Here is a 25743-nt window from a genome sequence, read left to right on the forward strand (position 1 = left end):
ACCATAGACAAACCCGACCGCCCGCCGCGTCGGTCCGCCGCATGATTGTCCACAGCCACAAATCACCGCTCTCTGTGACGAATGAAGCGGACACCGTCCCCCTAAAGGCGCACACTGCCCCTGGCCGGTAGTACGCGCGGAGGGCGGCGCATGGGTGCACGACGGCGTTTGTCGAGGCGGCTCGGGGTGCGCGGGACGGCCCGGCGCCGCCGCCGCCACCGGGAGGCACCCCCCGATCCGGGGCTGCCCGAGGTGATTCTCACCTGGCACGCGCGGGACAAGGAGCTCACCGAGACGGGCATGGCCACGATCGCGCGGCGGCTCCCGTCGATGATCGTCCAGGCTTCGGCGCTGGCGTGGCGGGCGAGCCGCGCCGACACGCTCGTGACGGTCTCGCTCAACATCGCCGCGGGGTTCTTCACCGCGTTCTGGCTGCTGGCCACGACCGGCGTGCTGACCGCGCTGTTCGGCGCCGCGCCGACGCCGTCCCGGGTCCGCGACGCGCTGCCGTCGCTCGCGCTGGTCGCGGGCGCGGTGGCGCTGCGCGCCGGGCTGCAGGCGGGCGCCGGCTGGGCGCAGGCGCGGCTGGAACCGCAGGTCGAGCGGCTGGTCGAGCTGCGCCTGTACGAGGCGACGACCGCGGTGGACATGACCGCGCTGGACGACTCGGACTTCCTGGACGATCTGAAGCGCGCGCAGGGGCGGGGCATGATGTCGGCGCCCCTGGTCGTCCAGCACGCCGTGGACGTCCTCACCGGCCTCATCGGCATGGTCGCGGCCGCGGGGACCCTCGGCGTGCTGCATCCGCTGCTGCTCCCGCTGCTGCTCCTCACCGCCGTGCCGGAGGGCTGGGCGTCCGTCCGCAGCGCGCGGATGCGGTACCTGATGATGCTGTCGCTGATCGGGGTGACGCGCCGCAAGTGGATCCTGTCCGACCTGATGGTGGACCGGCGGCACGCGGCCGAGGTGCGCTCCTTCACGATGCGGGGGTTCCTGCTGGACCAGTACGACCGGTCCGCCTCCTACCAGCGCCACGTCGAACTGGACGTCGCCCGCCGGCAGACGGTCGTGAAGATCACCGGCGACATGCTGAAGGGCGTGGCGACGGCACTGGTCTACGTCGCGCTGGGCGTCATGCTGTGGAAGGGGGCCGTACCGCTGGCGGTCGCGGGAACGGCGGTGCTGGCCATCCGGTCGGGCCAGACGTCCCTGGTCAACCTCGTGTTCGCCGTCAACCGGTGCTACGAGGAGGGGCTGTACTTCGGCGACTACGTGGCGTTCTGCGCCGCCGCCGAGGAGCGGATCCCGCGCCGGGCCCTGCCGGCGGCCGCCGCGGAGGGCCGCGAGCGGCTCCCGGACGACTTCGCGTGCATCCGCGTCCTGGACGTCACGTTCACCTACCCGGAAGCGAAGACCCCGTCCCTCAAGGGCGTCTCGCTGAACCTGCGGAAGGGCGAGGTGGTGGCGCTCGTCGGCGAGAACGGCTCCGGCAAGACGACCCTCGCCAAGATCATGGCGGGCCTGTACGACCCGGACGCCGGCGAGGTGCGCTGGGACGAGGTGCCGCTGGCGAAGGTGGACCCGCAGGACGTGTGGGAGCGCATCGCCGTCATCGCTCAGGAGTACACGCACTGGCCGATGACGGCGCGGCAGAACATCACCATGGGCCGCGGGCGCGAGCACGCGGAGGGCGACGACGAGGACCCCGTGATGCTCGGCGCCGCCCGCGCCTCGGGGGCCGACGAGGTCGTCGAGGACCTCGCCGACAAGTACGGGACGCTGCTGGACCGCCGCTTCAAGGGCGGCGCCGAACTGTCCGGAGGGCAGTGGCAGCGGCTCGCCGTGGCCCGCGGCTTCTTCCGGGACGCGCCGCTGCTGATCTGCGACGAGCCCACCGCCGCCCTCGACGCCCGCGCCGAGCACCAGCTGTTCGAGCGGATCCGCACGCACGCCGACGGCCGGACCGTCCTGCTGATCACGCACCGGCTCGCCAGCGTCCGCTACGCCGACCGGATCTACGTGCTGGAGCACGGCGAGGTGACCGAGGAGGGAGACCACGCCTCGCTGATGGCGCGCGGAGGCCTCTACGCCGACCTGTACTCGCTGCAGGCGGCGGCGTACGGCGCCCAGGAACCGGCGGTGGACCCGCGCGCCCAGGCGGGTTAGATGTAGGCGCCGAAGCCGATGGACCTCTCGGGCTGCGGGGCGTCCGGCAGGTCCTCGGGGCGCAGCAGCCGCACCTCGGCGACCTCGACGTCGCCGCCCGAGGTGATGCGCAGCGCCTGCCGGGAGATCGCCGCCTCCAGCAGGTTGCGGACGAGCCGGGCGTTGCCGAACGAGGCGTCCCGCCGGTGCGCCCCGACCAGCCGGCGCAGCGCGTCCAGGACCCCGTCGGCCAGCGTGAACCCGGCCTCCGCAGCCATGTACTCGAAGATCGTGACGAGCTCGGCGTCGGTGTAGTCGGGGAAGCGCAGCACCTTGGGGAACCGGGCCCGCAGCCCCGGGTTGGCCTTGAGGAACTGCTCCATCTCGGCGTCATAGCCGGCGACGATGACCACGAGGTCGCCCCGGTGCTCCTCCATCAGCCGCAGCAGCTCGGCGATCGCCTCGTGGCCGAAGTCGTGCCGGTCCCCGCTCCCGGTCGCCAGCGCGTACGCCTCGTCCAGGAAGAGCACGCCGCCGAGCGCCCGCTCGACCACGCCCCGGACGCGGGGGGCCGTCTGGCCGACGAACTCGGCCACGAGATCGGCGCGGCTCACCTCCACCAGGTGGCCGGACGACAGCAGCCCCAGCCGCGCGTACACGGCGGCGATCAGCCGGGCGATCGTCGTCTTGGCCGTGCCGGGGTTGCCCATGAAGACCATGTGCCGCGCCGGGGCGGCGGGGACGATATCGGCGTCGCGCCGCAACCCCTCGGCACGGGCCTCGGCGGCGAGCGTCGCCACCTCCCGCTTGATCTCGGCCAGGCCGATCAGGCGGTCGATCTCGGCGAGCGGGTCGCCCGGCACGTCGCCGGCGCCCGAGCCGCGGGTGAGCGTGTCGGGGACGTCCACCAGCAGGATCTCGTCCAGCGACTCGTCCTCGTCGACGACCCCGTCGGCGAGGACGCGGCGGCCCTGCATCGCCACCGCGCGGTCCAGCAGGGCGATCATCGCGCGGGCGTTGCCGGAGCCCTGCTCGCGCGGCGCGGCCTGGGCCAGGGAGCGGACCTTGTCCAGCACCCCGGGGGCCAGCGCGAACCCGGCGTCCTCGGCCTTGCCCGCGAAGACCTCCGCCATCTCGTCCGGGGCGAGGTCGGGGAACCGGACGGTGCGCGGGAAGTACGCGGCCAGGTCGGGCTGCGACTTCAGCAGCCCGTTCAGCTCCGCCTCCGGCCCGGTCAGCACGACGACGAGGTCCTCGGTGTGCGCCTGGACGGTGCCCAGCAGCACGTCCAGCGCCTCGCGCCCGCGCGCCGCGTCCGACGCCGCCGACACCAGCGTGTGCGCGTCACGGATCACCAGGACGCCGCCGTACGCCTGCTCGACGGTCCTGCGGACGCGCTGGACGCTGTCCCCCGCGAAGTCGCCGAGCAGGTCCGCGCGCTCGGCCTCGACCAGGTGCCCGGACGACAGCACCCCGAGGTCGGCGTAGATCCGGCCGATGATGCCGGCGACGCTGCTCTTGCCGGTCCCGGGGCCGCCCGCGAACACCAGGTGGCGGGGCCGCCAGGTGGCCGGCATGCCGGCGTCGCGGCGCAGCCGCACCGCCTTCGCCTCGGCGACGAGGGCCTCGACCTCGCGCTTCACCGGCTCGATGCCGGCGCAGGCGGCCAGCTCGGCGAGCGGGTCGGCCTCGGCGGGACTGCCCGCGATGAGCCGCTGCGGCAGGTCCGCGGCGGTGACCTCCAGGGACCTCCCGGCGCCGTCGGCCTCCCGGGCGCGCCGGTCCGCCGCGGCGACGGCCTGGCCGGCCATGTGCTCCACCAGCCGGGCGCCGCGCAGGTTCAGCAGCGGCGGGGTGCGCCGCAGCATGCCCGCGGCGGCCGCCGCGACCTCGGCGGCGGCGTGCGCGCCGCGCCGCGCGACGGCGAGGGTGAACAGCTCGGCGAAGTCGTCCTCGGCGAAGTCCCGGGTGCGGGCGACGTCGAACGCCCGGACGAGCGCCGGGTTGGCGTCGAACAGCCGCCGGTCGCCGCCGGGGCGGCACAGCGCGACGACGTTCAGGGCCGGCGAGCGCGCCATCAGCCGCCGCAGCTCCTCGGCCGCGGCGGCGCCGCACCGCTCGTGGGCGGCGAGCTTCTCCAGGTCGTCCACGACGAGGAGCATCCGCCCCTCCTGGCAGTCCCGGACGCGGGCCTGGAGCCACAGGACGGCGTCGCTCACGCCGAGCGACGCGAAGACCTGGTCGGAGATCCACAGTGCCTCGCGGACGGCGCCGCGCTCGGCGAGCATGCCCTCGGCCAGTTCGGCGGCGGTGCCCTTCCCGGTGCCCTCCGGGCCGGCGATGAGCAGCCGGACGGGCCGTTCGCCGGCCAGCCGCGCGGCCACCGCGTCGCGCAGCGCCCGGGACAGCTCCGGCTGCCCGACGAGCGCCGGTCCGGCGGCCTCCGCGGGCTCGGGCCGGCCGGTCCCGGCGCCCTCCTCGCTCTTGTCGGCGCCGAACGTCAGGGTGTTGAAGACCCGGCGGACGGTGAACAGCCGCCGCAGGTCGGCCTGGAAGGGGCGCACCGGCACCCGGCAGCGCGGGCTGACCGGCGCGTCCGGCAGGCCCTGCACGGCGCCGGTGATGCGCACGGCCATGTCCAGCCACGCGCGGGACGCGTCCGCCTCCCCGGCGACCAGGCCCCGGGCCAGCCAGGCGCGCACCTCGAACTGCCATGCCTCGGCGGAGAAGCCCTCGCGCGCGGCGCGGAACCGCTCCTCCACGTTCTCGTAGCGCGCCGTGCCGAGCACGACCGCCAGCTCGGCCGGGACGACCGGCGCCTCGGCCGCCAGCAGCAGCCTGGCCAGCGAGACGTCCGGCTCGTCCCCGTCGTCGACGGCTCCGGCCAGCCGCTCGTGCGCGGTGTCGAGGCCCGCGCAGGCCCAGCCCAGATAGGCCACCGGCCCGCCCAGCTCGGGCAGGACGGCCAGTTCCTCGTCGGTCAGGCCGGAGACCCAGGCGTCCTCCAGCCGGCGGTTGGGGACGGTCATGTCCACCTCGCGCAGCGCCGGGTCGGCGGCGCGCCGGTCGAACAGGTCCATCAGCGTCCGCCGGCGCCGCTCGATCGGTTCCAGGCCCTCGAAGACGTCCAGCCCGGCCCGCGCCAGCTCGAACATCACGGCGCGGCGCTCCCGGTCGTCCCCGGCGGGCTCGGGCAGCCACAGGCCCGGCGGGCGCCACCGCCCGCCCTGGGTGAACCACGCCACCGGGTCGTGGACGGCCGACTCGGGCGTCGCGAGGAAGTCCGACAGCAGTTCGTAGTCCACGTCCCCCCGCGACCCGCCGCGGACCGCGGAGGCGCCCAGCAGGAAGGTCAGCAGCGACCACTGCTCAGCGCCCGCCGCGCTGGTGCCGGTCCCGTAGAAGTCGCTGAGCTGCCGCGTCAGCACGACGGCGCGCTGGTCGGTGTTGTAGGCGACCGCGCGCTCGCGCATCTCCTCGTACAGGCCGTCGGGCACCCGCCAGGGCCCGTGCGCGTACACGTCGAGGACGGGCTCCTCGGTGAGCAGCACTTCGAGATGGTCCGGCAGCCGGGGGGAACTCACCTGTGGTCGTCTCCTACGCAGCGGATCGGGGCATTCACATCCCCCAGCACCCTACGACCCGGCACGATCACGCACACCCCTGTTGCGCGCCGGGTTGGCAGGCGGCCCGCCGTCGGCGATAGTTGTCACACGGAAAATATCCGCCGGACGACCCTCCGGCGCATGCCGCACCACAGGAGGGGAACCCCCCGTGCCACCTTTGGAAGTCACCACACGGCCGGACGGCGGGCGCGCCGTCGTCCGGCTGTGCGGAGAACTCGATATCGCCTCCGCGGACGACCTGCGCAGGCATCTGATCGAGGCCCGCCGCGAACACGGCGAGCGCCTCGTCCTGGACATGACGGAACTGGCGTTCATGGACTCGGGCGGGCTCTCGGTGATCGTCGCCTGCTACAAGGCGACGATCGCGGCGGGCGGCGGCCTCGTCCTCGCGGGGCCCCGCCCCATCGTCCGCCGCACGCTGGAGATCACCGGCCTGCACCGCCGCATCCCGGTGCTGGACACCCTGGAGGAGGCGCTGGCGGCCGAGCCCGACCCGGCCTAGAGGGGCAGGGGCGTCGGGCGCTTGGGCCCCCGGCCGTCGCCGGAGGACCGGCCGGTGGCCCGGCGGCCTATCCACGGGAGGAGGTAGGTGCGGGCCCAGTGGACGTCCTCGCGGCGCATGGTGAGCCAGTCGGCGCGGTCCAGCGGCGGCCACGGCTCGCGCCAGTCCCCCCTGGCCGGGACGCCGACGGCCTCGGCGACGAGGAGGGCCATGCGCCGGTGCCCTTCGGGCGACAGGTGCAGGCGGTCCTCGTACCAGGCGCGCGGGTCGTGGAAGACCCGCAGCGACCACAGGTCGACGACGGTGCAGCCGCGGCGGTCGGCGATCGCGCGCAGGTGCATGTTGTAGGTCGCGGCCCTGCCCCGGATGCGGCCGCCGCTGCGCAGCCCGCGCGGGTCGAACCCGGTGAAGATCACGACGCGGGAGCCGGTGCCGCGCAGCCGGCGGACCGCGTCGTCGAAGACGACCGCGGCGGCGTCCGGGTCGGCGCCGGGGCGGATCATGTCGTTGCCGCCCGCGCAGAGCGTCACCAGGTCGGGGGCGAGGTCGACGGCCACCGGCACCTGGTCGTCCACGATCTGGCGGACGAGCTTGCCGCGGACGGCGAGGTTGGCGTACTGCAGGCCGGGGTTCAGCTCGGCGAGGTGCTCGGCGAGCCGGTCCGCCCAGCCGCGGAAGACGTCGTCCTCGCCGGGATAGGGGTCGTTCAGGCCCTCGGTGAAGCTGTCGCCGATGGCCACGTACGTCCGGATCTGCTCCATTTCGCTCATCGCAACCCCCAGCACGGATTCATGGTCGATCACGAAGATCAATCATGCATCGTACACACGACCTACGCGACCGTAGCCCGGCCGGATGTGGGCGACGCGACACGCCGGTCCCATCCGGGCCGGGCGGCGCCGCTCGCGGCTACGTCCAGCTCGGGGAGGTGGAGCCGAGCTGGCCGCCCGGGGCGCCGGGCGGCGCCGCCGGGGCGGCGGGCGCGCCGCCGGCGTGCACCGTCATCGCGTGCTTCACCAGCGTGATCAGCACCTGCTTGGTGGACTCGCGGCTCCGCGCGTCGCACTGCACGATCGGCACGTGCGCGCTGATCGACAGCGCCTCGCGGATGTCCTCGACGGCGTACTGGAATTCGCCGTGGAACCCGTTGACCCCCACCACGAACGGCAGGCCGAGCTCCTCGAAGTAGTCCACCGCGGCGAAGCAGTCCTCCAGCCGGCGGGTGTCGACGAGCACGACGGCGCCGATCGCGCCGCGGACGAGGTCGTCCCACATGAACCAGAAGCGGTGCTGCCCGGGCGTGCCGAACAGGTAGAGGATCAGCTCGCTGTCCAGCGACACGCGGCCGAAGTCCATCGCGACCGTGGTGGTCGTCTTGTCCGGGACGGCCGACAGGTCGTCCACGTCGGCGCTGGCCGCGGTCATCACCGCCTCGGTGGTGAGCGGCATGATCTCCGACACCGAGCCGACGAACGTGGTCTTGCCGACGCCGAAGCCGCCGCCGACGACGATCTTGACCGAGGTCAGCTCGGCCTCCCCGCCGTGCGGCCCCGGGACCTGGTCAGAGCTTCCGAAGGCCACTGAGCACCCTTTCTAGCAAGCGGAGGTCCGGCTGTCCGCCGGCGGTGGTGGGGGGCTGCGACTGGTGCAGCCGCAGCAGCCCCTCGACGGCCATGTCGGCGACGAGCACCCGCGCCACCCCGAGCGGCAGGCGCAGCAGCGCGGACACCTCGGCGACCGAGCGGGCCGACCGGCACAGGTCCATGATCGCCCGGTACTCCGGGGTCAGCACGGCCACGTCCCGCGGCGGATAGGGAGCCGCGGTGACCAGGGCCTCGATGGCCAGGTCGTAGCGCGGCTTCGTCCGCCCGCCGGTCACCGCGTAGGGGCGCACCAGCGAGCTGGAGTCGCCCTCGTCGCGGGCGGCGGGCCGCCCCTGCACCGGGCCTCGTCCCTGGTCACCCGGCCAGCGGCCGGGCCCGCCCGGACCGCCGGGTCCGCCGGGACCCCCGCCGTAGGGACTGCCTCGATCCATGTCGCCGACCTCCGTCAGTCATTCACGGTCAATAGCGGGCGGGCCCGGCGCCCAGCTCGGTCACGGAAGGCCCCGCATGGGGCGGCTGCTGATCCTGGGCGCGCAGCGCGGGGGTCAGCACCCGGCCCACCCGCTCCACCAGCAGCGTCATCTCGTACGCGACCAGTCCGAGATCACAGTCGGGCGCCGCCAGCACCGCGAACACCGACCCGTTCGTGATGGACATGACGAACAGCAGCCCGCGGTCCATCTCCACGACGGTCTGGTTCACCCCGCCGGCGTCGAAGATCTTCGCAGCCCCCTGGGTCAGGCTCATCAGCCCCGAGGCGATCGCCGAAAGCTGGTCCGCCCGCTCCGGCGGGAAACCCGACGAGTACGCCATCGGCAGTCCGTCCGAGGAGACCACGACGGCGTGCGCGACCTTCGCGACACGGTCCGCGAAGTTCGTCACCAACCAGTTGAGATCCTGCCCGCTCACCGGGTGCCTCCTGTCTCGCCGTCACCCTGTGACGGCACCTCACCTGAAGTGCCTCCGCCGCGAGCCTCGTTGCGTCCGCGGTGGACGCCGCGCTGCAGGCTCGCGAAGCGGTTGCGTACGACGTCGGCCGACTGGCCGTGACCCTGCTGACCCTGCACCTGCTGACCCTGCTGACTCTGCATCTGCTGACCTTGCACAGCCTGCCCTTGGGCGGCCCCACCTGGCAACGGGGCCCCCGGCGGAGCCTGGGGCGCGTCCTGCGCCGCCCGGCCCACCGCCCCGGGAATGCGGTTCTTGCCGGGCACCCGCTTCGGCAGCCCGACGTTGGTCCGGGACGCCGCCACGGGCTCGCGGACGGCCTCGGCGGCGCGGAAGCCCTCGTCGGCCGGGGACTCCCAGCCCCTCCCCGGGTCCTCGCCGGACGCGCCGCCCGACCTGCGCTGGAACCACTCCGACTGCATCGCGTCGAAGATGGGCGAGCGCTCGGGCATCCGCCTCGGCGCCGCCGGTTCCGGCGCCCGCACGACGGGTTCGGGAACGGGGCTCTCCGGCGGGTGGGGAGCGGACATGGAGGGAGGTCCGCCGGCGTAGGGGCCGGACGGCCCCACGCCCGGGTTCGCGACCTGCTCCAGCGGCCCGGTCTCCCACGGGATGTGCCGGCCGCCGCCGGGCTCGGGCATCATCGGCTGCGCCTCCGGGACGACGGACTGCGGCCCGGTCTGGCCACCGCCGGTCCGGTAGACGCCGTTGGTCCCGGGCCGTCCGGCGGCGCCGTCCCGCGGGCGGTCCTCCTGCGGACGCTCCTCGCGCGGCTGGAACAGGCCGTTCGGCGGGTCGTTCGACGTACGTCCCGGCAGATGCGCGCCGGGCTCGCGGACGGGCAGCTCGCCCGGCCGGCGCGTCGGCCGCGGGTCGCCGGGCCGGTAGGAGTCGCCCGGCTGGTACGGGTCCTCCGCGGCGGGACGGCGGTCCCGGGGCGGGCGGCGGTCGATGGGCGGGACCGCCTGCTGCGGGCCGGTGGCCGGGTACACGGGGTGCCCGCCGGTGCCGGCGGAGGGGATGGGGCCCGTCTCGCCGAGGGCGGGCTGCGGGCCGGTGGCGCCGCGGACCGGCCGCAGCGGGCCGGTGCCGCCGACCATGGGGTTCGAGCCGGTGCCGCCCGCGACCGGGGCGCCGGGCGGGGCGCCCATGGGCTGCCCCGCGGGGCCGTACTCGTCCGGCCGGAAGGCGCCGCCGGGAGCGGGCGGCTCGGCCGCGGTGGTGAGCGCGGCGAGCTGGCCCTGCGAGCCGAGGTCGCGGGGGCCTAGGCCGCGGGCGCCGATGCCGCCGGTCTCGCCGGGCGTCACCACCACGTCGGGCAGCACCACGAACGCGGTGAGCCCGCCGCCCTGCGCGGCCCGCAGCTCCACGCGGATGCCGTGCCGGACGGCCAGCCGGCCGACCACGAACAGGCCCATCCGGCGGGCCGCGGAGAAGTCGATGACGGGCGGGTTGGCCAGCCGCCAGTTGGCCTGCTCCAGCTCCTCCGGCGACATTCCGACGCCGTTGTCGGTGATCTGCAGCATGGCGCCGCCGCCGCTCAGCATCTGCCCGGAGACCGTCACCTTGGTGTTCTCGGAGGAGAAGACCGTGGCGTTCTCCACCAGCTCGGCCAGCAGGTGGACGAGGTCGTTGACGACAGGCCCCGCGACCGTCATGTCGCCTTGAACCCGCAGCGCGACCCGTTCGTACTGCTCAACCTCCGACAACGACGCCCGGACGACGTCGATCAGCGGGACGGCCTGGTTCCACCGGCGCACCTGCTCCTGCCCGCCGAGGACGAGGAGGTTCTCACAGTTGCGACGCATGCGGGTGGCCAGGTGGTCCAGCCGGAACAGGTTGCCGAGCTGCTCCTCGTCGCGCTCGCTCTGCTCCAGCTCCTCGATCAGCCGCAGCTGGCGCTCGATGAGGGACTGGCTGCGGCGGGAGAGGTTGACGAACATCGCGTTGATGTTGCCGCGCAGGACGGCCTCGTCGGCCGCCAGCCGGACCGCCTCCCGGTGGACCTCGTCGAAGGCCCGGGCGACCTGGCCGATCTCGTCGGTGGAGTCGATCTCGATCGGCTCGACCTCGATGCCGTCGGCGGCGGCCTCCGGGTCGCGGAGCCGGTCGACCAGGCCGGGCAGCCGGGTGCTGGCGACGTCGAGCGCGCCGGACTGCAGCCGGCGCAGCGGCCGCACCAGCGAGCGGGCCATGACGATCAGGGTCGCCAGCACGATCGCGAGGACGAGGAACAGCAGCACGCCGTCGCGGATCGCGGCCGTCTGCGCGTCGGTCCGGGCATCGTCGGCCGAGGCGGCGAGGTCGGCGGCGATGCTCTTCTCGACCGTCCGCAGCTTGTCGACCCGCACGCTCGAGTCGGACGTCCAGGACCGGGCGGTGCGGGCGCCGAGCCTGACCTTCAGCTGCGGGGAGGCGTCGGCGACGGCGAGCGTCTGCAGCCGGGTGACCTCCGCGCGGTCCAGTTCGGGGCCGGTGACGGTGTCCTCGAACAGCCGCAGCTGGGCCGGCGTCGCCGAGCTGCGGAACGCGGTGATGCTGGTGTTCATGTCCGCGCGGGCGTCGTCGACCGCGGAGCGGTCGAGCGGCTCGAACCGGCCTTCCCAGAGCGCCGCCGAGAGGAGGGCCCGCTCGCGGGACGCGGCGTCCTTGGCGTTCGCCAGGTCGGCGAGCGCCAGCGCGCTCTGCGCGAGCTCGGCCGTCGGGGCGTCCTGGGAGACCAGGACGTGGAAGGAGGTGAAGTCGTCGACGAACTCGGTGTACTTGTCGATGACCACTCCGGGCGCGAGGCGCGCGGCGGCCGTGCGCAGCGCGGGCAGGTCGTCCACCCGGTTGAGGACGTTGCCGACCGCCAGCCGCAGGCCGGGCGAGTACGTCTTGACATCCGCGGCGGCGGCCCGCACCTTGCGCGCGTCGGCGTCCACCGATTCCTGGCGTGCGGCGACCGTCTCGGGAGTGACGGCGCGCGAACCTCCCGCCGCCCGTTCCGCCATCACGTCGCGCTCGGCTTCCACGTCGTGCGCGAGCGCGGTCAGCTGATTACCGAGCGTAGCCAACTGGCCCGTCCGGTTATAGGCCTCGGCGTTGTCCATCGACACCGAAACCCGGTAACCCGCAAGGAGGGCGGCCACGATCGTGGGCACCGCGATGAGGGCGAACAGGCGCGTGCGCACGCGCCAGTTGCGCAGCTTGTACCTGCCGCCCTGGGAGCCTCGCTTGGGGGCGTCGTCCCTGGCAGACGGGCCTGGCTGGGGGGACTGCGGGGCCATCTCGGCCCCTTCGGCTTTCCGCACTGCCCTCCGCTACCTCTCAATGGGGTGGATCGCTCGCGGCGTACAGTGACCTGAACGGGATTCGGGTCGCATCGCTCGCCCGCGCCACTGACGGCGAGCGCGGAACATTGCAACACAGAGCCACCATCATGGCCAACCCGAATGATCACACAGGTCTGGACTTGTGATGCGGAAGATACCAATGTCACAGTGTGTTAGCCCATGTTCACATAATTGCACGTAAACCTCACATCTCACCCCCGTCATGCCCACGGTGCGCTACGCTCCCGCCTCGTTTGAAAGATCAGGTTTCAACTAGCTTCCCCCGCAAATGGAGCCTTGCTCATGTCTGCTTCCCACCGCCGCACGGCCGTCGCCGGCACGCTCGCGATCGCGCTGGCGCTCTCCGCCGCAGCCTGCGGCGACTCAGAGAAGAAGGTGTCGGCCAACGGTCTTGAGAAGTCCGAGATCACCCTCGGCAACATGACCGTCGCCGACACCGCGCCCGTCCAGCTCGCCATCTCCAAGGGCCTGTTCAAGGCCGAGGGGCTGACCGTCAAGACACAGGTCATCCCGGGTGGCGCCGCGGGCATCCCGCTCCTGAAGAGCGGCCGGCTGGACTTCAGCATCAGCAACTACGTCTCGCTGCTCACGGCAGGGTCCAAGGACCCCGGCTTCAAGCCGAAGATCGTCGTCGAGGGCATGCAGAGCGCCCCGAAGACGCACACGCTGATGGTGCGCAAGGATTCCCCGTACCACACGGTCAAGGACCTGGCCGGTAAGAAGATCGCCGTCAACACCAAGCGCAACATCGCCACGCTGCTGGTACGCGCCGCCGGCAAGCCCCAGGGCGTCGAATTCGACGAGGACAAGAACTTCGTCGAGGTGGCCCCGCCCGCAATGGAGCAGGCCCTGAAGTCCAAGAGCGTCGAGGCCGTCCAGGCGATCGAGCCGTTCGGCACCCAGATGCAGCAGTCGATGGGCGCCCGCATGGTCGCCGACCTGTCCAGCGGGCCGACCGCGGACTTCCCGATCGCGGGCTACGCCACCACCGAGAAGTTCGCCAAGGAGAACCCCAAGACGGTCGCCGCCTTCCAGCGCGCGATGCTGAAGGCGCAGGGCATGGCCGCCGACCGCAAGGTCGTCCAGGACGTCCTGCCGACCTACGCCAAGGGGATCGACGCCAAGGTCGCCTCCACCATGAGCTTCGGCACGTGGCCGACCACGCTGAACGCCACCCGTCTCCAGCGCGTGGCCGACCTGATGCAGCAGTTCGGCTACCTGGACAAGCCCCTCGACGTCAAGACCTTCATGGCGACATCCGCTCAATGAAATACCGCCGTATCGCTTTGGGCGCCGCCGGGGTAGCCGGGGTGGTCGCCGCCGTCGAGGTCGTCAGCCGTGCCGGCCTCGTCGACGCGACCGCCCTGCCCCCGGCGTCGACCGTCCTGCGGGAGGCCGGGAAACTGGCCGTCGACGAGGAGTTCCTCGTCGACGTCGGGGCCACGCTCAAGGCGTGGTTCGGCGGGCTCGCGCTGGCGGTGCTCGTGGCGGTGCCGCTGGGCGTTCTGCTCGGCTCGGTACCGCTGCTGGGCACCGCCTCCCGCGCGCTGGTCGAACTGCTGCGCCCCATCCCCTCGGTCGCGCTGATCCCGCTCGCCATCATCCTGTTCGCCGACCCCACGCAGATGAAGATGTCGTTGATCTTCTACGCGTGCCTGTGGCCGATCCTCATCAACACCCTGTACGCGCTCCGCGACGTCGACCCGGTCGCCAAGGAGAGCCTGCGCAGCTTCGGGTTCGGGACGCTGTCGGTGCTGTGGCGCGTCTCGCTGCCGAGTGCCGCGCCGTTCATCGCCACCGGGGTCCGGATCGCCGCCTCCGTCGCCCTCATCGTCGTGATCAGCACCGAGCTCTTGGCGGGCGGGATCAACGGCGTGGGAATCTACCTCAGCGACACCCAGTCCGGAGGCGGCCGGACCGACCTGCTGCTGGCCGGCGCCTGCTGGGCCGGTGCGCTGGGGCTGCTGGCCAACACCGCCCTTTTCGGGCTGGAACGGATCGCGTTCCGCTGGCACACCGCTCGCGTGGAGGGGGTCGCATGAGGGCGCTCAGAGCGCTGCGCGCGTTCGCCGAGCGGGTCTGGCTGGTCGCCGTCGCCGTCGTGCTGTGGGAACTGATCACGCGCGCGGTGAAGGAGACCTACTTCCCCCCGCCCACGACGATCATCGACGCGCTGCACGAACTGTGGTTCTCCGGACCCGCGTCCCAGTTGTTCCTCACGGACAAAGCGGTGGACGACTTCTCCACCAGCCTCACCCACCTGTTCATCGGGTGGGCGGCCGCGGGCGCGGCCGGCGTCCTGGTGGGCGCGGCGATCGGCCGGTCGCGGGCCCTGTACGACCTGCTGAACCCGGTCCTGGAGTTCCTGCGCGCGGTGCCGCCCCCCACGCTGGTGCCGTTCTTCATCATCGTGTTCCAGCTCGGCGCGACCATGCAGGTCGTCACGATCGCGTTCGGCGTGGTGTGGCCGGTGCTGCTCAACACCTGCGAGGGCGTCCGCACCGTGGACCCTCTGCAGCTGGAGACGGCCCGGGTGTTCGGCGTCGGCCGGCTCCGCCGGCTGCTGACCGTCATCCTCCCGGCGGCCTCCCCGAAGATCTTCGCGGGCCTGCGGGTGGCGCTGTCGTTCGCGCTGATCCTGATGGTCATCTCCGAGCTGTTCGGCAGCACCGCGGGCATCGGCTCCGAGCTGATCGGCGCCCAGCGCTCGTTCGAACTGCCCAGGATGTGGGCCGGGATCGTCATGCTGGGCATACTCGGCCTTCTGTTCAACGCGGTCTTCATACTCCTGGAGCGGCGCCTGCTGTCCTGGCACACCGGCGCGAAGAGGCTCGCGAGCTGACGATGTCCCCTACGCCGACCCTGACGACGTACACACAGCAGACGTACACACAGCAAAGGCGGCCGTGATGCTGCAGATAACCGGCCTCAGCCATTCCTACGGCGACGGCCACCGAGCCATCGACGGACTCGACCTCACCGTCCCGGACGGCCAGCTGATCAGCATCGTCGGCCCGTCCGGCTGCGGCAAGTCCACCCTGCTGCGCTGCATCGGCGGGCTGATCCGCCCGACCGCCGGGACCGTCACCCTGGACGGCACGCCGATCAACGGCGTGCCCGACGACCTCGCCGTGGTGTTCCAGGACTACAGCCGGTCGCTGTTCCCCTGGCTGACCGTCCGCGACAACGTGGCGCTGCCGCTGCGGCGGCGCGGGAAGCGCCGCTCGGAGCGGCGCGCCGCGGCCCAGGAGGCGCTGGAGTCCGTGGGCCTCGCGGACGCGGGACGCAAGTACCCCTGGCAGCTTTCGGGGGGCATGCAGCAGCGCGTGTCGATCGCGCGGGCCCTGGCCTACCGTCCGTCGCTGCTGCTGATGGACGAGCCGTTCGGGTCCGTGGACGCGCAGACCCGGGAGGACCTGGAAGACCTCGTCCTGCAGATGCACCGGACCCGGAAGATGACGATCCTGCTGGTCACACACGACATCGACGAGAGCGTCTACGTCGGTGACCGGGTGGTCGTGCTGAACCGCTCGCCCGCCCGCGTGCACGCCGACCTGCCGGTCGGGCTGCCCTCGGTGCGCGACCAGATCGAGACCCGGGGGATGCCCGAGTTCGTCCAGCTCCGGGCCGAGGTCGGGCGGCTGGTCCGCGGTGGCGCGAAGGTGCCCGGCGCGGCCCCCGCGGGCACACCGGAGCAGGACGACGGGCCGGAGATCGTGACGGTGTCCAAGTCCGGTCCCGGCCGGGGCACGAACCCCGGCCGGTGAGAACGGCCGCCACGAGCGGCGACACGGAAGAGACCGGCGCGGGCGGGGCCGCCACAGGGATCCCGTTCGCCCCGAGACCAACGGAGGGTGATTCATGCGCGTACTCATCGTGGGGGCGGGCATCGGCGGGCTCACCACCGCGCTGAGCCTGCACGAGGCCGGGGTCGAGGCCCTCGTCGTCGACTCCGCCAACCGGCTGCTGCCGCTCGGCGTCGGCATCAACCTGCTGCCGCACGCCGTCCGGGAGCTCACCGAGCTGGGGTTCGCCGACGAGATGGCCGAGATCGGCATCCCGACGGGCGAGATGGTGCACTTCGACCGGTTCGGCGGCCGGATCTGGGCGGAGCCGCGCGGACGCGCGCTCGGCTACAACTGGCCGCAGTACTCGATCCACCGCGGCGAGCTGCAGATGATGCTGCTCGACGCCGTCCTGACGCGGCTCGGCAAGGACGCCGTCCGCACCGGGACCCTCTTCGAGGGCTTCGAGCAGGACGGCACGCAGGTGCGGGCGCGCCTGCTCGACCGGGGGTCGGGCACCGCCGAGACGGTGACGGCCGACGCGCTGATCGGCGCGGACGGCCTGCACTCCGCCGTCCGCGCGCAGCTGTACCCGGACGAGACGGCACCGCTGTGGAACGGCATCAGGCTGTGGCGCGGCGTCACCGAGGCCGACCCCGTCCTGACCGGGCGGACCATGGTCGTCGCGGGCAGCAACGCCACGTCCAAGATCGTCGTCTACCCGATCTCCATGCGGGCGGAGCGCCGGGGGAAGGCGCTGCTCAACTGGGCAGCGGAGGTCAGGCTCGCCAATGACGAGCTGGACTGGGACCCCGACTGGAACAAGGCCGGCCGCCTGGAGGACGTGCTCCCCTACTTCGCCGACTGGAAGTACGACTGGCTCGACTTCCCCGCGCTGATGTCCCGGGCGGAGGAGATCCTGGAGTACCCGATGGTCGACCGGGACCCCCTCGACCGCTGGACGTTCGGCCGCGTCACCCTGCTCGGCGACGCCGCCCACCCGATGTACCCGATCGGCTCCAACGGCGGCTCCCAGGCCGTCCTCGACGCCCGCGTGCTGGCGCACGAGCTGGCCGTCTCCGCCGACCCCGCCGACGGGCTGCTCGCCTACGAGAAGGCGCGCCGCGAGCCGGTCAACGCCATCGTCATGGCCTGCCGGGACATGCCGGCCGACCGGGTGCTGCACACGGTGACCCAGCGGGCGCCGCACGGTTTCGACTCGATCGAGGACGTGCTGACCCCCGACGAACTGAGCACGATCAGCGGCGCGTACCGGCAGACCTCGTTCTCCGACGTCGAGGCCCTGAACTCCCGTCCCTCGTACACGGTGGCTAGCTGACGGCGTCCACCAGGCGCTCCGCACGGGCGCGGTGAGGTCCCGGCCTCACCGCGCCCGTCGCGCTTTCCGGCTCAGGACGAGGTCATGACCGCGGCAAGGCGGGCGGTCATGGCGCGGGTGGCGCGGTCGAAGAGGGACGGGTCGTCGTAGAGGAGCGCGTGCGCGGCGCCCGTGCGGCAGAGGGCGTCCAGTTCGAAGGCAAGCTGCGGTAGGTCGGCGGACGCGTCGATCTCGCCGAGGTCGCGCGCCTCGCGAAGGCACCGCTCCAGGAAGGCGCCCCAGTCGCGCTGGGACGAGGCGATGGCGTCGCGGACCCGGCCCGGACGCGCGTCGAACTCGGCCATCGTGGAGTGGAAGAAACAGCCGCCGGGGAAGACCGGTTCTCGCTGGTAGCGCCGCCAGGCGTCCAGCAGGGCGCGGACGCGGCCGAGCCCTGCGGGGACGGCGAGGGCGGGCTCCACCACGTGCTCGCGGAACACCTCGACCGCCTTGCGGACGGTCGCGAGCTGCAGCTCCTCCTTGGAGCCGAAGTGCGTGAACACGCCGCTCTTGCTGATCCGCAGTTCGGTGGCGAGCCGGCCGATCGACAGGCCCTCCAGGCCCTCCGCCGAGGCGATGTCGGCGGCACGGCGGAGGATGACCTTGCGCGTCTGCTCCCCCTTGAGGAGCCGTCCGTCGGTGCTCACCCTCATTAATCTGCACGACCGTTCGTTCAAAGTCAACGCGCCGATCCCCTTGACGCGAGCCTCCGCCATAGAAGATTGTACGACCGTTCGTTTATTTTTCTGGGAGACTCCGTCATGACCACCGAGACCACCGCGGCGCCGCCGCGCGCGGCCGGCACGCGGCGGGACGTGCCCTGGCTGGCGGCCGGGGCGACGTTCCTGGCCATGCTCGACGCGACCGTCGCCAACCTGGCCATCGCCGACCTGCACGCCGACTTCCCGGGCACCTCGCTGTCCGGCCTGACCTGGGTGATCACCCTGTACGCGGTGCTGTTCGCGGCGCTGCTCGCCCCCGCCGGGAGGCTGGCCGACCTCGTCGGCCGGCGGTCGCTCTACCTGTGGGGCACCGGGCTGTTCACGCTGGCCTCGCTGGCCTGCGCGATCGCGCCGAACGTGCCCGTCCTGCTGGCGACGCGGGCCGTGCAGGGCGCCGCCGCGGCCGCGCTGATCCCGGCGTCCCTCGCATTGCTGCTGCACGACACGCCCGCCGAACGGCGGGCGCGCAGCATCGGGCTGTGGAGCGCGGCGGGCGCGTTCGCCGCCGCGATCGGCCCCAGCCTGGGCGGCGTCCTCGTCGACCAGTCCGGCTGGCGCGCCCTGTTCGTCATCAACGTGCCGTTCGGCCTGGCGATGCTGCTCGGCGGGCTGCGCCTGCCGCGCGCCGAGGCCGCGGCGGGCCGGCTGCCCGACCTCGCCGGGACGGTCCTGCTCGGCGCCGGCGTGGGCGGGGTCGCGCTCGGCGTGACGCAGACCCAGGACTGGGCCTGGTCGGACCCGCGGACGCTCGCGCTGCTGCTGGGCGGCGCCACCCTCGCCGCCCTCGCGCTGTGGCGGTCGGCGCGGCACCCGGTGCCGGCGCTGGAGATCTCGCTGTGGCGAAACCGCCAGTTCGCCGTCGCCAACGCCGCTTCGTTCCTGTACGGCACGGCCCTGTACGCGTGGCTGCTGCTCGGCGTGCTCTACGTGACCGGCCAGTGGCACTACTCGATCCTGAAGGCGGGCTTCGCGTCGACGCCGGGGGCGTTCACCGCCACCGCGGCGGCCGTGGTGATGGGACGGCTCACCGGGCGCATCGGCGTCCGTCCCGCCGTGGCCGGCGGCGCGCTGGTCATGGTCGCCGCGGGTGTCTGGGCCGTCGTCTCGCTGCCGGCCGAGCCGCACTTCCTCACGTTCTGGCTCCCGCTCGGCCTCCTGGCCGGGGCGGGGATGGGGATGGTCAGCACGGGCACCGCCTCGGCCGCCGCGCTGTCGGCCGGCCCGCTGCGGTTCGCCGGCGCGACCGGGCTCAACACCACGGCGCGGCAGCTCGGCGGCGCGCTCGGCATCGCCGTCCTGGCCGCGCTCCTGCCGGAGCGGGCGGTGCACGGCGACTACACCGCCGTCTACCTGTTCTGCACGCTCGCCGCCGCCGGCGCGGCCGTCGCGGGGCTGCTCCTCGCCGTCCGCCCGGCCAGGCCCGGAAAGGAGAGACCATGACCGAGACGACCCTGTCGGAGTGGACGGACCCGTCCGTCATGCCCGCCGCCGACGCGGCCGCGCTGCTGGCCGACGCGCCCTGGACGAGGATGGTGACGATCGGCGACAGCGTCGCCGAGGGGATCCGGGAGGCCGTCCCCGGGTACCGCGACATGTCCTGGACGGACCGCGTCGAGGAGGCGCTCGGCGCGGTGACGCCGGAGTTCGCCGCGCTGAACCTCGGCCGCCGCGACCTGGTCGCCGCCCAGGTCGCGGCCGAGCAGCTCCGGCCCGCGCTGGCGTTCGGACCCGACCTGGCCTTCGTGGTCGCTGGCGGCAACGACATGCTCCGCCCGCACTTCGACGAGGACGAGGTGCGCCGCGAGCTGGCCTCGATGGTCTCCGCGTTCCGCGCGGCCGGAGCCGACGTCGTCACCATCGGGCTGCTCGACATCACGGCCGCCGGGCTCGGCCCACCGTCCTCCAGCCCCCACCCACCACCAATCAAGCGACGAGCTCCGCTCGGCCCTTCCCGTTTCCGGGAGGTGATGTCGGCGCGGACGCGGCGGCTCGCCGCCCTCACCGCCGAGGTCGCCGCCGAGCACGGCGCCTGCCACGTGGACAACCCGCCCGAGCATCCGGTCGCCGCAGACCCGGGCATCTACAGCAGCGACCAGCTGCACCTCAACGCCCGGGGGCACGCGTTCGCCGCCGCCAACACGATCCGCGCGCTCGCGGCTCACTTGGCGTCGGCGTAGCGGTCCACCACGGCGATCTCCATGGGGAACACGACGGGGATGTCGCCGAACAGGAGCCGCCGCGCCTCGTCCGCCGAGGCGCGGACGGCGTCCGCGACGTCCCCGGCCAGCTCGGCGGGGGTGTGCACGATGACCTCGTCGTGCTGGAAGAACACCAGCCGGGGGGCTCTCAGGGGGGTGAGGCGGCGGCGGAGGGAGGCGAGGAGGGCGAGCGCCCAGTCGGCGGCCGTCGCCTGGACGACGAAGTTGCGGGTGAAGCGGCCGCGGCTGCGCAGCGCCCGGGCGGCCGAGCCCTGGCGCGATTCCGGCAGCGTGTCGTCGTCGCCCGCCGAGGTCAGCTCCCGCCAGCCGGCGGACGGCGGCGGGCAGGTGCGGCCGAGGCGGGACCGGACGAGCCGCCCCCGCTCCCCCGCCCGCGCGGCGGACTCCACGTACTCGAACGCGTCGGGGAACCTGCTCCTGAGGATGGCGAGGAGCTGCACCGCCTCCCCCGTCCCTCCCCCGTACATCGCGGACAGCAGGGCGATCTTGGCCTTGTCGCGCGCGCTCCCTTCACCGCCGCCGTCGCGGAAGGCGTCGGAGAGCGCCGCGTAGAGGTCGCCGTGCGCGGCGGCCTCGGTGAACGCCCGGTCGCCGGCCAGGGCCGCCAGCACCCGCGGTTCGAGCTGCGCCGCGTCGGCGACGACCAGCGCCCAGCCGGGGTCGGCGACCACGGCCCTGCGCAGCACGCGCGGGATCTGCAGGGCGCCGCCGCCGCTCGTCGCCCACCGTCCGGACACCACGCCGCCGACCACGTACTCGGGCCGGAACCGCCCGCCGCTCACCCAGGTGTCGAGCCACGCCCAGCCGTGCGCGGTGTGCAGCCGCGCCAGCTCCTTGTACTCCAGCAGCAGCGGGACGGCCGGGTGGTCGAGCTGCTTGAGGACGTGCGCGCGGGTGGACGGGACCGCCAGCCCCGCCGACGCGAACGCCTTGAGGATCTGCGCCGGAGAGTCGGGGTTGACGTGCATGGGACGGGCGAGCGGAGCTCGTCGATTGGATGGTGGCGGGTGGGGGCTGGAGGACGGTGCGAACGCGGCGTTGATGCGGTCGGCCAGATCCTGCAGCCTGCGGGGCCGCAGCCCGCCCGACGGGCGCGGCCCGAGCAGGTCGGTGAGCAGCGCGTCGTGCTCCTCGGCCGACCAGGGGAGCCCGTCGTGGCCCATCTCGGCCGCCGCCAGCGAGCCCGCCGACTCCGCCGCCGCGAGCAGCGCGAACCCGTCCAGCCCGGCGACGGCGCGCTGCTGTTCGGCGTGCACCGCGACGATCCGGTCGATGTCGTCGGCGGATTCGTCCCGTCCGCCCGGGTCGTCGTCGAACAGCGGCGCCTGCGCGGACTCCTCCTGCGGCGGCCGGTCCGGCGGCACCGGCTCGCCGCGCAGCCGCGCCCACGCCGCCGGGACCGAGCGCGGCTCCCCGTACCGTCCCGCGTGACCGAGCAGCAGGCTCTCGACCAGCTCAAGATCATGGCAGCGGCCCACCCGCACGTCCGCGTCCAGCAGCCGGGGATAGAGCCGCGCCGTGGACGCCCAGACCCACCGCGGCGCCTCGTCCCGCTCCCGCTCCGCGATCGCCGCGACGAGGTCGGGCACGACCTGCACGGGCCCGGCGGGCGAGCCGTCCTCGGCGAGCGCCCGCAGCGCTCCCCCGCCCCGCGGCCCGGCGGCCACCGCGATCCTCACCGCCCCATTGTGTCTCCGCCCACCGACAGAACCACGGGCACCGCGCACACGCGAAGGCCCCTCCGGGAGTCGTGCACCCGGAGGGGCCTTTCGCAATCTCATTCAGCAGGCCAGGGCCGCGGCCCGCCGTTGCGGCGTTTGAATCTCAGTTTTGGATCTCAGCCGTCTCCGACCTCAGGTGCTGCGATCGCGTGCGAAGGCCAAGCCGGGGGCGGAGGCCCGAGCTTGCGAGAACCTGATCGCGCAGCGAGCCGCCAGGCGAGCCGGAGCGATGCAGCGATCGCATGCAGTGCCCGACGATGGAGGGCGCCCTGCGCCCGAAGGAGGAGGGCACTGCCATGAGCACAGCAGGGCCGCCAGGCCCGAAGGAGGAGGGAAACGCCATAAGTCACGCGACGAGGGAGACCTGCTGGCCGGCCGGGGTGTCGCCGTAGCGGTCGACGACCTTGTTCAGCTGGATCTGGTAGTAGAGCACGCCGAAGCCGAGGATGCCGAGCAGGAAGCCCATGCCGCCGCTGCAGCTCGGCTGCAGGCCGGCCGCGCGCTGGGCCTCGGCGATGCGGCCGCCGAGCTTGACCCACATGACCAGCGGCCAGATGCCGAGGGTGATACCGCCGAAGAGCATGGACAGCAGCGCGTTGGTCGCGGCGTTGTCGATGCGGCGGTCGTACTCGTGCAGCTCGTTGTGGACCTTGAAGAACCAGACGAGGCCGTAGATGCCGAAGGTGACCATGGGCAGGCCGAGCCAGGCACCGGCCGGGTTGCGGCGCTTCATGTTGTAGCCGGCGCCGCGGGCGACGGGCGCCTGCTGCTGCTGGGCCGGGGCGGGCGAGTAGCCGCCCTGGTACGCCTGCTGTTGTTGCTGTTGCTGCTGCGGGTACTGCTGGCCCTGACCCTGCTGGGGGTAACTCATCGAGAAGCTCTCCTGAAGGACGCGGTCGTTTTCCGGCCGACCGTCCGTTACCGTCCACCGATGTGGTGATCCACGACTGTAACGGCATCGGGGCACGTCGGGAGGCAAGATCGGCCACTTTCCGCGTATTACTGGCGAATTCTCCAAACCGGGTGGCCGGCCGCCCGGCTAGCGCAGCGGAATCGTCACCTCGTCCTCGCACGGCGGCGCAGTCTCGTGGTCGCCGCAGCCCGTCACGGCGTAGCAGCGGATGCGGAGCCGCGACTCGGTCACGTCCAGGCGCAGGAAGCTCTTGAAGAACGGCGGCCTGTCCCAGTCGGCCAACTCCGAACGGAACCGCTGCGGCAGCCTGCGCACCGGGAAGCGCAGGAAGCGGGGACGGCGGCGGCCGTCGCGCGGGACGCCCAGGACGGCCGCGACGAAGCGCGCGCGCCGGGACGGTTCGGGGCCGCTGTAGCCGCGCCCCGGCCGGATGCCGAGCCGGTGCCGGACGGCGGCGGTGGCCTCCTCCGGGGTGAGCTCGAAGAGCTTCGGGAGCCGGAGCCACCGGCCGTACAGCTTGCTGTAGCGCGAGAGGGAGTCGCCGCGCAGCGGGTAGCAGCGGAACTCCCGCTCCTCCACCACGCGCGTCCGCGGGATGGTGTGGGTCGCGTGCATGAAGGCGCCGCCGCCCCCCGAGACGATGTACTGGATCGTGCGGCCGTCGCCGGTCCGCACCGGGTAGCGCTGGTAGTTGTGGATGTCGCCGCCGACCGCGGCCACGTAGTTGTGCGCCGGGTCCTGGACGATCGCGTCGACGGTCCCGCCGCCGCGGATCGGCCCGGGACGGTGGTCGTCGTCCACGTACAGGGGTTTTCCGGTCACCAGCAGCTTGGGTTTCGGACCACCGGACACCTCCCGCAGCCAGCGGCCCTGGTCTCGGTCGAGGACCCCCGTGATCCCGGTGTCGACGCCGATGATGCGCAGCGAGGGCGTGTCGATCGCCCAGTACGGCCCCGGCTGCCCGCCCTGCTGGCCGGGCGCCCCCCGGTACGTCCGGCGGGCCTCGGCGAGCGCGCGCGAGTCGACCGTCCCGGAATGGCGCCAGAGCAGACGCGGCAGGAAGGCGAGGGGGCCGCGCCAGGGCGGCGGTGAGCAGTTCTCGTCCAGGTCGCAGAACACGTGGAGGAAGCCGCGCAGGCCGTCGTACCAGTCGTGGTTGCCGGGCACGGCGTAGATGGGGGCGGGGTAGTCCTTGTAAGGCCGGAAGAACTTCTCGGGGTAGTCCCCCGCGTCCCCCGTCGGATAGATCACGTCGCTGGCGATGACCATGAAGTCGGTGCCGACGGCGGCGTGCAGCAGCGGCGGGACCACCGCGTACTGCGACCGGTCCCCCTCCCCGGTGTCGCCGAGCAGCGCGAACGAGAACTCCGGCGCCGAGCGGTGCACGGTGAACGCCGCGGGCGTGCCCCGCTCGCGCAGGGCCGCGATGCAGCGGCGCCGGATCGCGTCCGCGGGGTCGCCGAACAGCCGCGCGAGCACGTCGTTGCGCGACCGCCACAGCACCGACGGGCGGCGCCAGGAGAAGTCGGGGACGCGGTCCGGGAGAAGGTCGTTGAACGTGCCGGGTCTTCCGCAGACCCATCCGGCGCCCGCTTCGGACGTGCGCGAGTTGTCGGGTCCGGGGGGAACCTCGGCAGACACAGAACGCCTCCGGCCAGGGTGAGGGGTTGCTCACAGCCTGTCCGGAGGTGATCGTGCCGTCAAGCTGACACGACGGTCAGCCGCGCGTGGTGGACGCCGGCGCCACCCCCAGAGACGCCGGCGCCACCACGACCAGGTCGTCTGCGGTCATCATGAGTCCCCCCAGAACGGCGAGCAGTCGCCTTCCCATGATGGGTCCACAGACGGCCCCAAGGTCCCGAAAGCGGGACGTAATCGACGCTATCCGGGGGGCCGTAATGGGGGCGTAAACCGCCCCAAACGCGTGCCCAAAACCTCGGGACGCCGCGGAACCGCAGGTCAGGGGGCGAGGACGCGGAGCGCGCCCGGCAGCACCCTGGCGGTGACCGGCAGGACGCCGGGCAGCTCGCCGTCCGCGCCGTACGGGAGCGTCCGGCCGGCCGGGCCGGCCAGCTCGATCCGCACCTCCCGGCCGCGCAGGACCTCCACCTCGGGACGCCGGACGTGCGTCCCGTCCTCCAGCTCCCGCATGACCGCGAAGAACAGCCTCCTCGGCGCCTTCCGGATCAGGACGACGTCGAGCAGCCCGTCGTCCACGCGCGCGTCCGGGGCGATGTGCTTGCCGAAGCCGTAGTAGCCGGAGTTGGCGGCCACGACGGTGTAGCCCTCGCGCCGGTACTCCTCGCCGTCCACGGTGATCCGGTAGTCGGCGTGCCGCCACGACAGGATCGCGCGCAGCGCCCCCACGTAGTACGCGGCCGAGCCGCGGAGCAGCCGCGTCCTGTTGGCGTTGTCGTTGGCGACCGCGTCCACGCCCGCGTAGACGCTCCCCAGGACGGCCGTCCCGTCGGCGTCGATGGCGTCCACGGCGCGCGGCTCGCCCTCCAGCAGCAGCGGGGCGAGCCTTTCCGGCTCGGACGGGACGCCGAGCTGCCGCGCGAAGTCGTTGCCCCGCCCGGCCGGGACGATCCCGAGGACGGCCCCGGTGCCCGCAAGCGCCCCGCCGACGCAGCCGACCATCCCGTCCCCGCCGACGCCGAGCACCACGCGCCCGGCCTCGGCGGCGGCCCGCGCGACGCCCGCGGCGTGCTCCATCCCGCGGCTGTACTCGACGTCGAGCTCGGCGCCCGCGTCGCGCAGCAGCCGGGCCAGCGGCACCAGGGACGAGGCGGACGCGGACCCGCCCGCCGCCGGGTTGACGATCGCGGTGAACGCGCGCACGGCG

General features: G+C 73.3%; 20 protein-coding genes. 9 read left to right on the forward strand and 11 right to left on the reverse strand.

What is annotated here, in order from left to right; all coding sequences use genetic code 11:
• Nucleotides 1-150: 150 nt before the first annotated feature.
• On the forward strand, nt 151-2166 hold the full coding sequence (locus ACQPZP_RS29610; RefSeq protein ID WP_433473011.1) for an ABC transporter ATP-binding protein: 2016 nt from the start codon (nt 151-153) through the stop codon (nt 2164-2166).
• Here the strand turns inward: ACQPZP_RS29610 and ACQPZP_RS29615 are convergent.
• Nucleotides 2163-5729 (reverse strand): AAA family ATPase, encoded by a 3567-nt coding sequence (locus ACQPZP_RS29615; RefSeq protein WP_433473012.1) that lies wholly within the window; start codon nt 5727-5729, stop codon nt 2163-2165. The genes ACQPZP_RS29610 and ACQPZP_RS29615 overlap by 4 nt on opposite strands.
• A gap of 190 nt (nt 5730-5919) precedes the next feature.
• Between ACQPZP_RS29615 and ACQPZP_RS29620 the strand changes: the two genes are divergently transcribed.
• Nucleotides 5920-6273 (forward strand): STAS domain-containing protein, encoded by a 354-nt coding sequence (locus ACQPZP_RS29620; RefSeq protein WP_433473013.1) that lies wholly within the window; start codon nt 5920-5922, stop codon nt 6271-6273.
• Here ACQPZP_RS29620 and ACQPZP_RS29625 read toward each other — a convergent pair.
• From ACQPZP_RS29625 to ACQPZP_RS29645, 5 genes are all read right to left on the reverse strand, one after another.
• Nucleotides 6270-7043, reverse strand: a complete 774-nt coding sequence (locus tag ACQPZP_RS29625) for an SGNH/GDSL hydrolase family protein (protein WP_433479692.1) — start codon at nt 7041-7043, stop codon at nt 6270-6272. The genes ACQPZP_RS29620 and ACQPZP_RS29625 overlap by 4 nt on opposite strands.
• A gap of 139 nt (nt 7044-7182) precedes the next feature.
• Nucleotides 7183-7800, reverse strand: coding sequence for a GTP-binding protein (locus ACQPZP_RS29630; RefSeq protein WP_433479693.1), 618 nt, complete (start codon nt 7798-7800; stop codon nt 7183-7185).
• Between the two features lie 34 nt (nt 7801-7834).
• Nucleotides 7835-8308, reverse strand: coding sequence for a DUF742 domain-containing protein (locus ACQPZP_RS29635; RefSeq protein ID WP_433473014.1), 474 nt, complete (start codon nt 8306-8308; stop codon nt 7835-7837).
• Between the two features lie 28 nt (nt 8309-8336).
• Nucleotides 8337-8786 carry a roadblock/LC7 domain-containing protein gene (locus tag ACQPZP_RS29640; protein ID WP_433462625.1) on the reverse strand — a complete coding sequence of 150 codons (450 nt, stop codon included), beginning with the start codon at nt 8784-8786 and terminating at the stop codon, nt 8337-8339.
• Nucleotides 8783-12094, reverse strand: a complete 3312-nt coding sequence (locus tag ACQPZP_RS29645) for a nitrate- and nitrite sensing domain-containing protein (protein ID WP_433473015.1) — start codon at nt 12092-12094, stop codon at nt 8783-8785. Before ACQPZP_RS29645 ends, ACQPZP_RS29640 begins: the two co-directional genes overlap by 4 nt.
• 348 nt (nt 12095-12442) lie before the next feature.
• Here ACQPZP_RS29645 and ACQPZP_RS29650 point away from each other — a divergent pair, with 348 nt between their 5' ends.
• The 5 genes from ACQPZP_RS29650 (at nt 12443) to ACQPZP_RS29670 (ending at nt 17284) form a co-directional block, all read left to right on the forward strand.
• Complete coding sequence (locus ACQPZP_RS29650) at nt 12443-13429, forward strand: ABC transporter substrate-binding protein (protein WP_433473016.1); 987 nt, start codon at nt 12443-12445, stop codon at nt 13427-13429.
• Nucleotides 13426-14202 (forward strand): ABC transporter permease, encoded by a 777-nt coding sequence (locus ACQPZP_RS29655; RefSeq protein ID WP_433462628.1) that lies wholly within the window; start codon nt 13426-13428, stop codon nt 14200-14202. The genes ACQPZP_RS29650 and ACQPZP_RS29655 overlap by 4 nt, the downstream gene beginning before the upstream one ends.
• The gene (locus ACQPZP_RS29660; RefSeq protein WP_433473017.1) at nt 14199-15002 is read left to right on the forward strand and encodes an ABC transporter permease; all 804 of its coding nucleotides are present in this window, start codon (nt 14199-14201) and stop codon (nt 15000-15002) included. The genes ACQPZP_RS29655 and ACQPZP_RS29660 overlap by 4 nt, the downstream gene beginning before the upstream one ends.
• A gap of 67 nt (nt 15003-15069) precedes the next feature.
• A complete protein-coding gene (locus ACQPZP_RS29665; protein ID WP_433473018.1) occupies nt 15070-15927 on the forward strand; it encodes an ABC transporter ATP-binding protein in 858 nt (285 codons plus the stop codon).
• A gap of 94 nt (nt 15928-16021) precedes the next feature.
• On the forward strand, nt 16022-17284 hold the full coding sequence (locus tag ACQPZP_RS29670) for a flavin-dependent oxidoreductase (protein WP_433473019.1): 1263 nt from the start codon (nt 16022-16024) through the stop codon (nt 17282-17284).
• Between the two features lie 71 nt (nt 17285-17355).
• Here the strand turns inward: ACQPZP_RS29670 and ACQPZP_RS29675 are convergent, their stop codons facing one another.
• Nucleotides 17356-17976 carry a TetR/AcrR family transcriptional regulator gene (locus ACQPZP_RS29675; protein ID WP_433473020.1) on the reverse strand — a complete coding sequence of 207 codons (621 nt, stop codon included), beginning with the start codon at nt 17974-17976 and terminating at the stop codon, nt 17356-17358.
• A 108-nt stretch (nt 17977-18084) separates the two neighbouring features.
• Here ACQPZP_RS29675 and ACQPZP_RS29680 point away from each other — a divergent pair, with 108 nt between their 5' ends.
• Nucleotides 18085-19485 (forward strand): MFS transporter, encoded by a 1401-nt coding sequence (locus ACQPZP_RS29680; RefSeq protein ID WP_433473021.1) that lies wholly within the window; start codon nt 18085-18087, stop codon nt 19483-19485.
• The gene (locus ACQPZP_RS29685; protein WP_433473022.1) at nt 19482-20222 is read left to right on the forward strand and encodes an SGNH/GDSL hydrolase family protein; all 741 of its coding nucleotides are present in this window, start codon (nt 19482-19484) and stop codon (nt 20220-20222) included. Before ACQPZP_RS29680 ends, ACQPZP_RS29685 begins: the two co-directional genes overlap by 4 nt.
• Here the strand turns inward: ACQPZP_RS29685 and ACQPZP_RS29690 are convergent.
• The 4 genes from ACQPZP_RS29690 to ACQPZP_RS29705 all read right to left on the reverse strand — a co-directional run bounded on the left by ACQPZP_RS29690 (nt 20204) and on the right by ACQPZP_RS29705 (nt 25739).
• Entirely contained in the window at nt 20204-21943 is a 1740-nt protein-coding gene (locus ACQPZP_RS29690; protein WP_433473023.1) for a bifunctional 3'-5' exonuclease/DNA polymerase, read from the reverse strand. The two genes, ACQPZP_RS29685 and ACQPZP_RS29690, sit on opposite strands and share 19 nt — an antisense overlap.
• A gap of 388 nt (nt 21944-22331) precedes the next feature.
• Entirely contained in the window at nt 22332-22856 is a 525-nt protein-coding gene (locus ACQPZP_RS29695; protein WP_433462635.1) for a DUF4234 domain-containing protein, read from the reverse strand.
• A 168-nt stretch (nt 22857-23024) separates the two neighbouring features.
• On the reverse strand, nt 23025-24539 hold the full coding sequence (locus ACQPZP_RS29700; RefSeq protein WP_433473024.1) for a metallophosphoesterase family protein: 1515 nt from the start codon (nt 24537-24539) through the stop codon (nt 23025-23027).
• A 318-nt stretch (nt 24540-24857) separates the two neighbouring features.
• Nucleotides 24858-25739 carry a diacylglycerol/lipid kinase family protein gene (locus tag ACQPZP_RS29705; RefSeq protein WP_433473025.1) on the reverse strand — a complete coding sequence of 294 codons (882 nt, stop codon included), beginning with the start codon at nt 25737-25739 and terminating at the stop codon, nt 24858-24860.
• Nucleotides 25740-25743 lie beyond the last annotated feature (4 nt).

Source organism: Spirillospora sp. CA-142024, assembly GCF_050942325.1.
In the GTDB taxonomy this organism is placed as follows: Bacteria; Actinomycetota; Actinomycetes; order Streptosporangiales; family Streptosporangiaceae; genus Spirillospora.

What these genes read in the sequence shown, in the direction of transcription:
- ACQPZP_RS29610 (WP_433473011.1), top strand. Translation starts at nt 151, where the DNA reads ATGGGTGCACGACGGCGTTTGTCGAGGCGGCTCGGGGTGCGCGGGACG.
- ACQPZP_RS29625 (WP_433479692.1), bottom strand. Translation starts at nt 7,043, where the DNA reads ATGAGCGAAATGGAGCAGATCCGGACGTACGTGGCCATCGGCGACAGC.
- ACQPZP_RS29635 (WP_433473014.1), bottom strand. Translation starts at nt 8,308, where the DNA reads ATGGATCGAGGCAGTCCCTACGGCGGGGGTCCCGGCGGACCCGGCGGT.
- ACQPZP_RS29645 (WP_433473015.1), bottom strand. Translation starts at nt 12,094, where the DNA reads ATGGCCCCGCAGTCCCCCCAGCCAGGCCCGTCTGCCAGGGACGACGCC.
- ACQPZP_RS29650 (WP_433473016.1), top strand. Translation starts at nt 12,443, where the DNA reads ATGTCTGCTTCCCACCGCCGCACGGCCGTCGCCGGCACGCTCGCGATC.
- ACQPZP_RS29655 (WP_433462628.1), top strand. Translation starts at nt 13,426, where the DNA reads ATGAAATACCGCCGTATCGCTTTGGGCGCCGCCGGGGTAGCCGGGGTG.
- ACQPZP_RS29660 (WP_433473017.1), top strand. Translation starts at nt 14,199, where the DNA reads ATGAGGGCGCTCAGAGCGCTGCGCGCGTTCGCCGAGCGGGTCTGGCTG.
- ACQPZP_RS29665 (WP_433473018.1), top strand. Translation starts at nt 15,070, where the DNA reads ATGCTGCAGATAACCGGCCTCAGCCATTCCTACGGCGACGGCCACCGA.
- ACQPZP_RS29670 (WP_433473019.1), top strand. Translation starts at nt 16,022, where the DNA reads ATGCGCGTACTCATCGTGGGGGCGGGCATCGGCGGGCTCACCACCGCG.
- ACQPZP_RS29675 (WP_433473020.1), bottom strand. Translation starts at nt 17,976, where the DNA reads ATGAGGGTGAGCACCGACGGACGGCTCCTCAAGGGGGAGCAGACGCGC.
- ACQPZP_RS29680 (WP_433473021.1), top strand. Translation starts at nt 18,085, where the DNA reads ATGACCACCGAGACCACCGCGGCGCCGCCGCGCGCGGCCGGCACGCGG.
- ACQPZP_RS29685 (WP_433473022.1), top strand. Translation starts at nt 19,482, where the DNA reads ATGACCGAGACGACCCTGTCGGAGTGGACGGACCCGTCCGTCATGCCC.
- ACQPZP_RS29695 (WP_433462635.1), bottom strand. Translation starts at nt 22,856, where the DNA reads ATGAGTTACCCCCAGCAGGGTCAGGGCCAGCAGTACCCGCAGCAGCAA.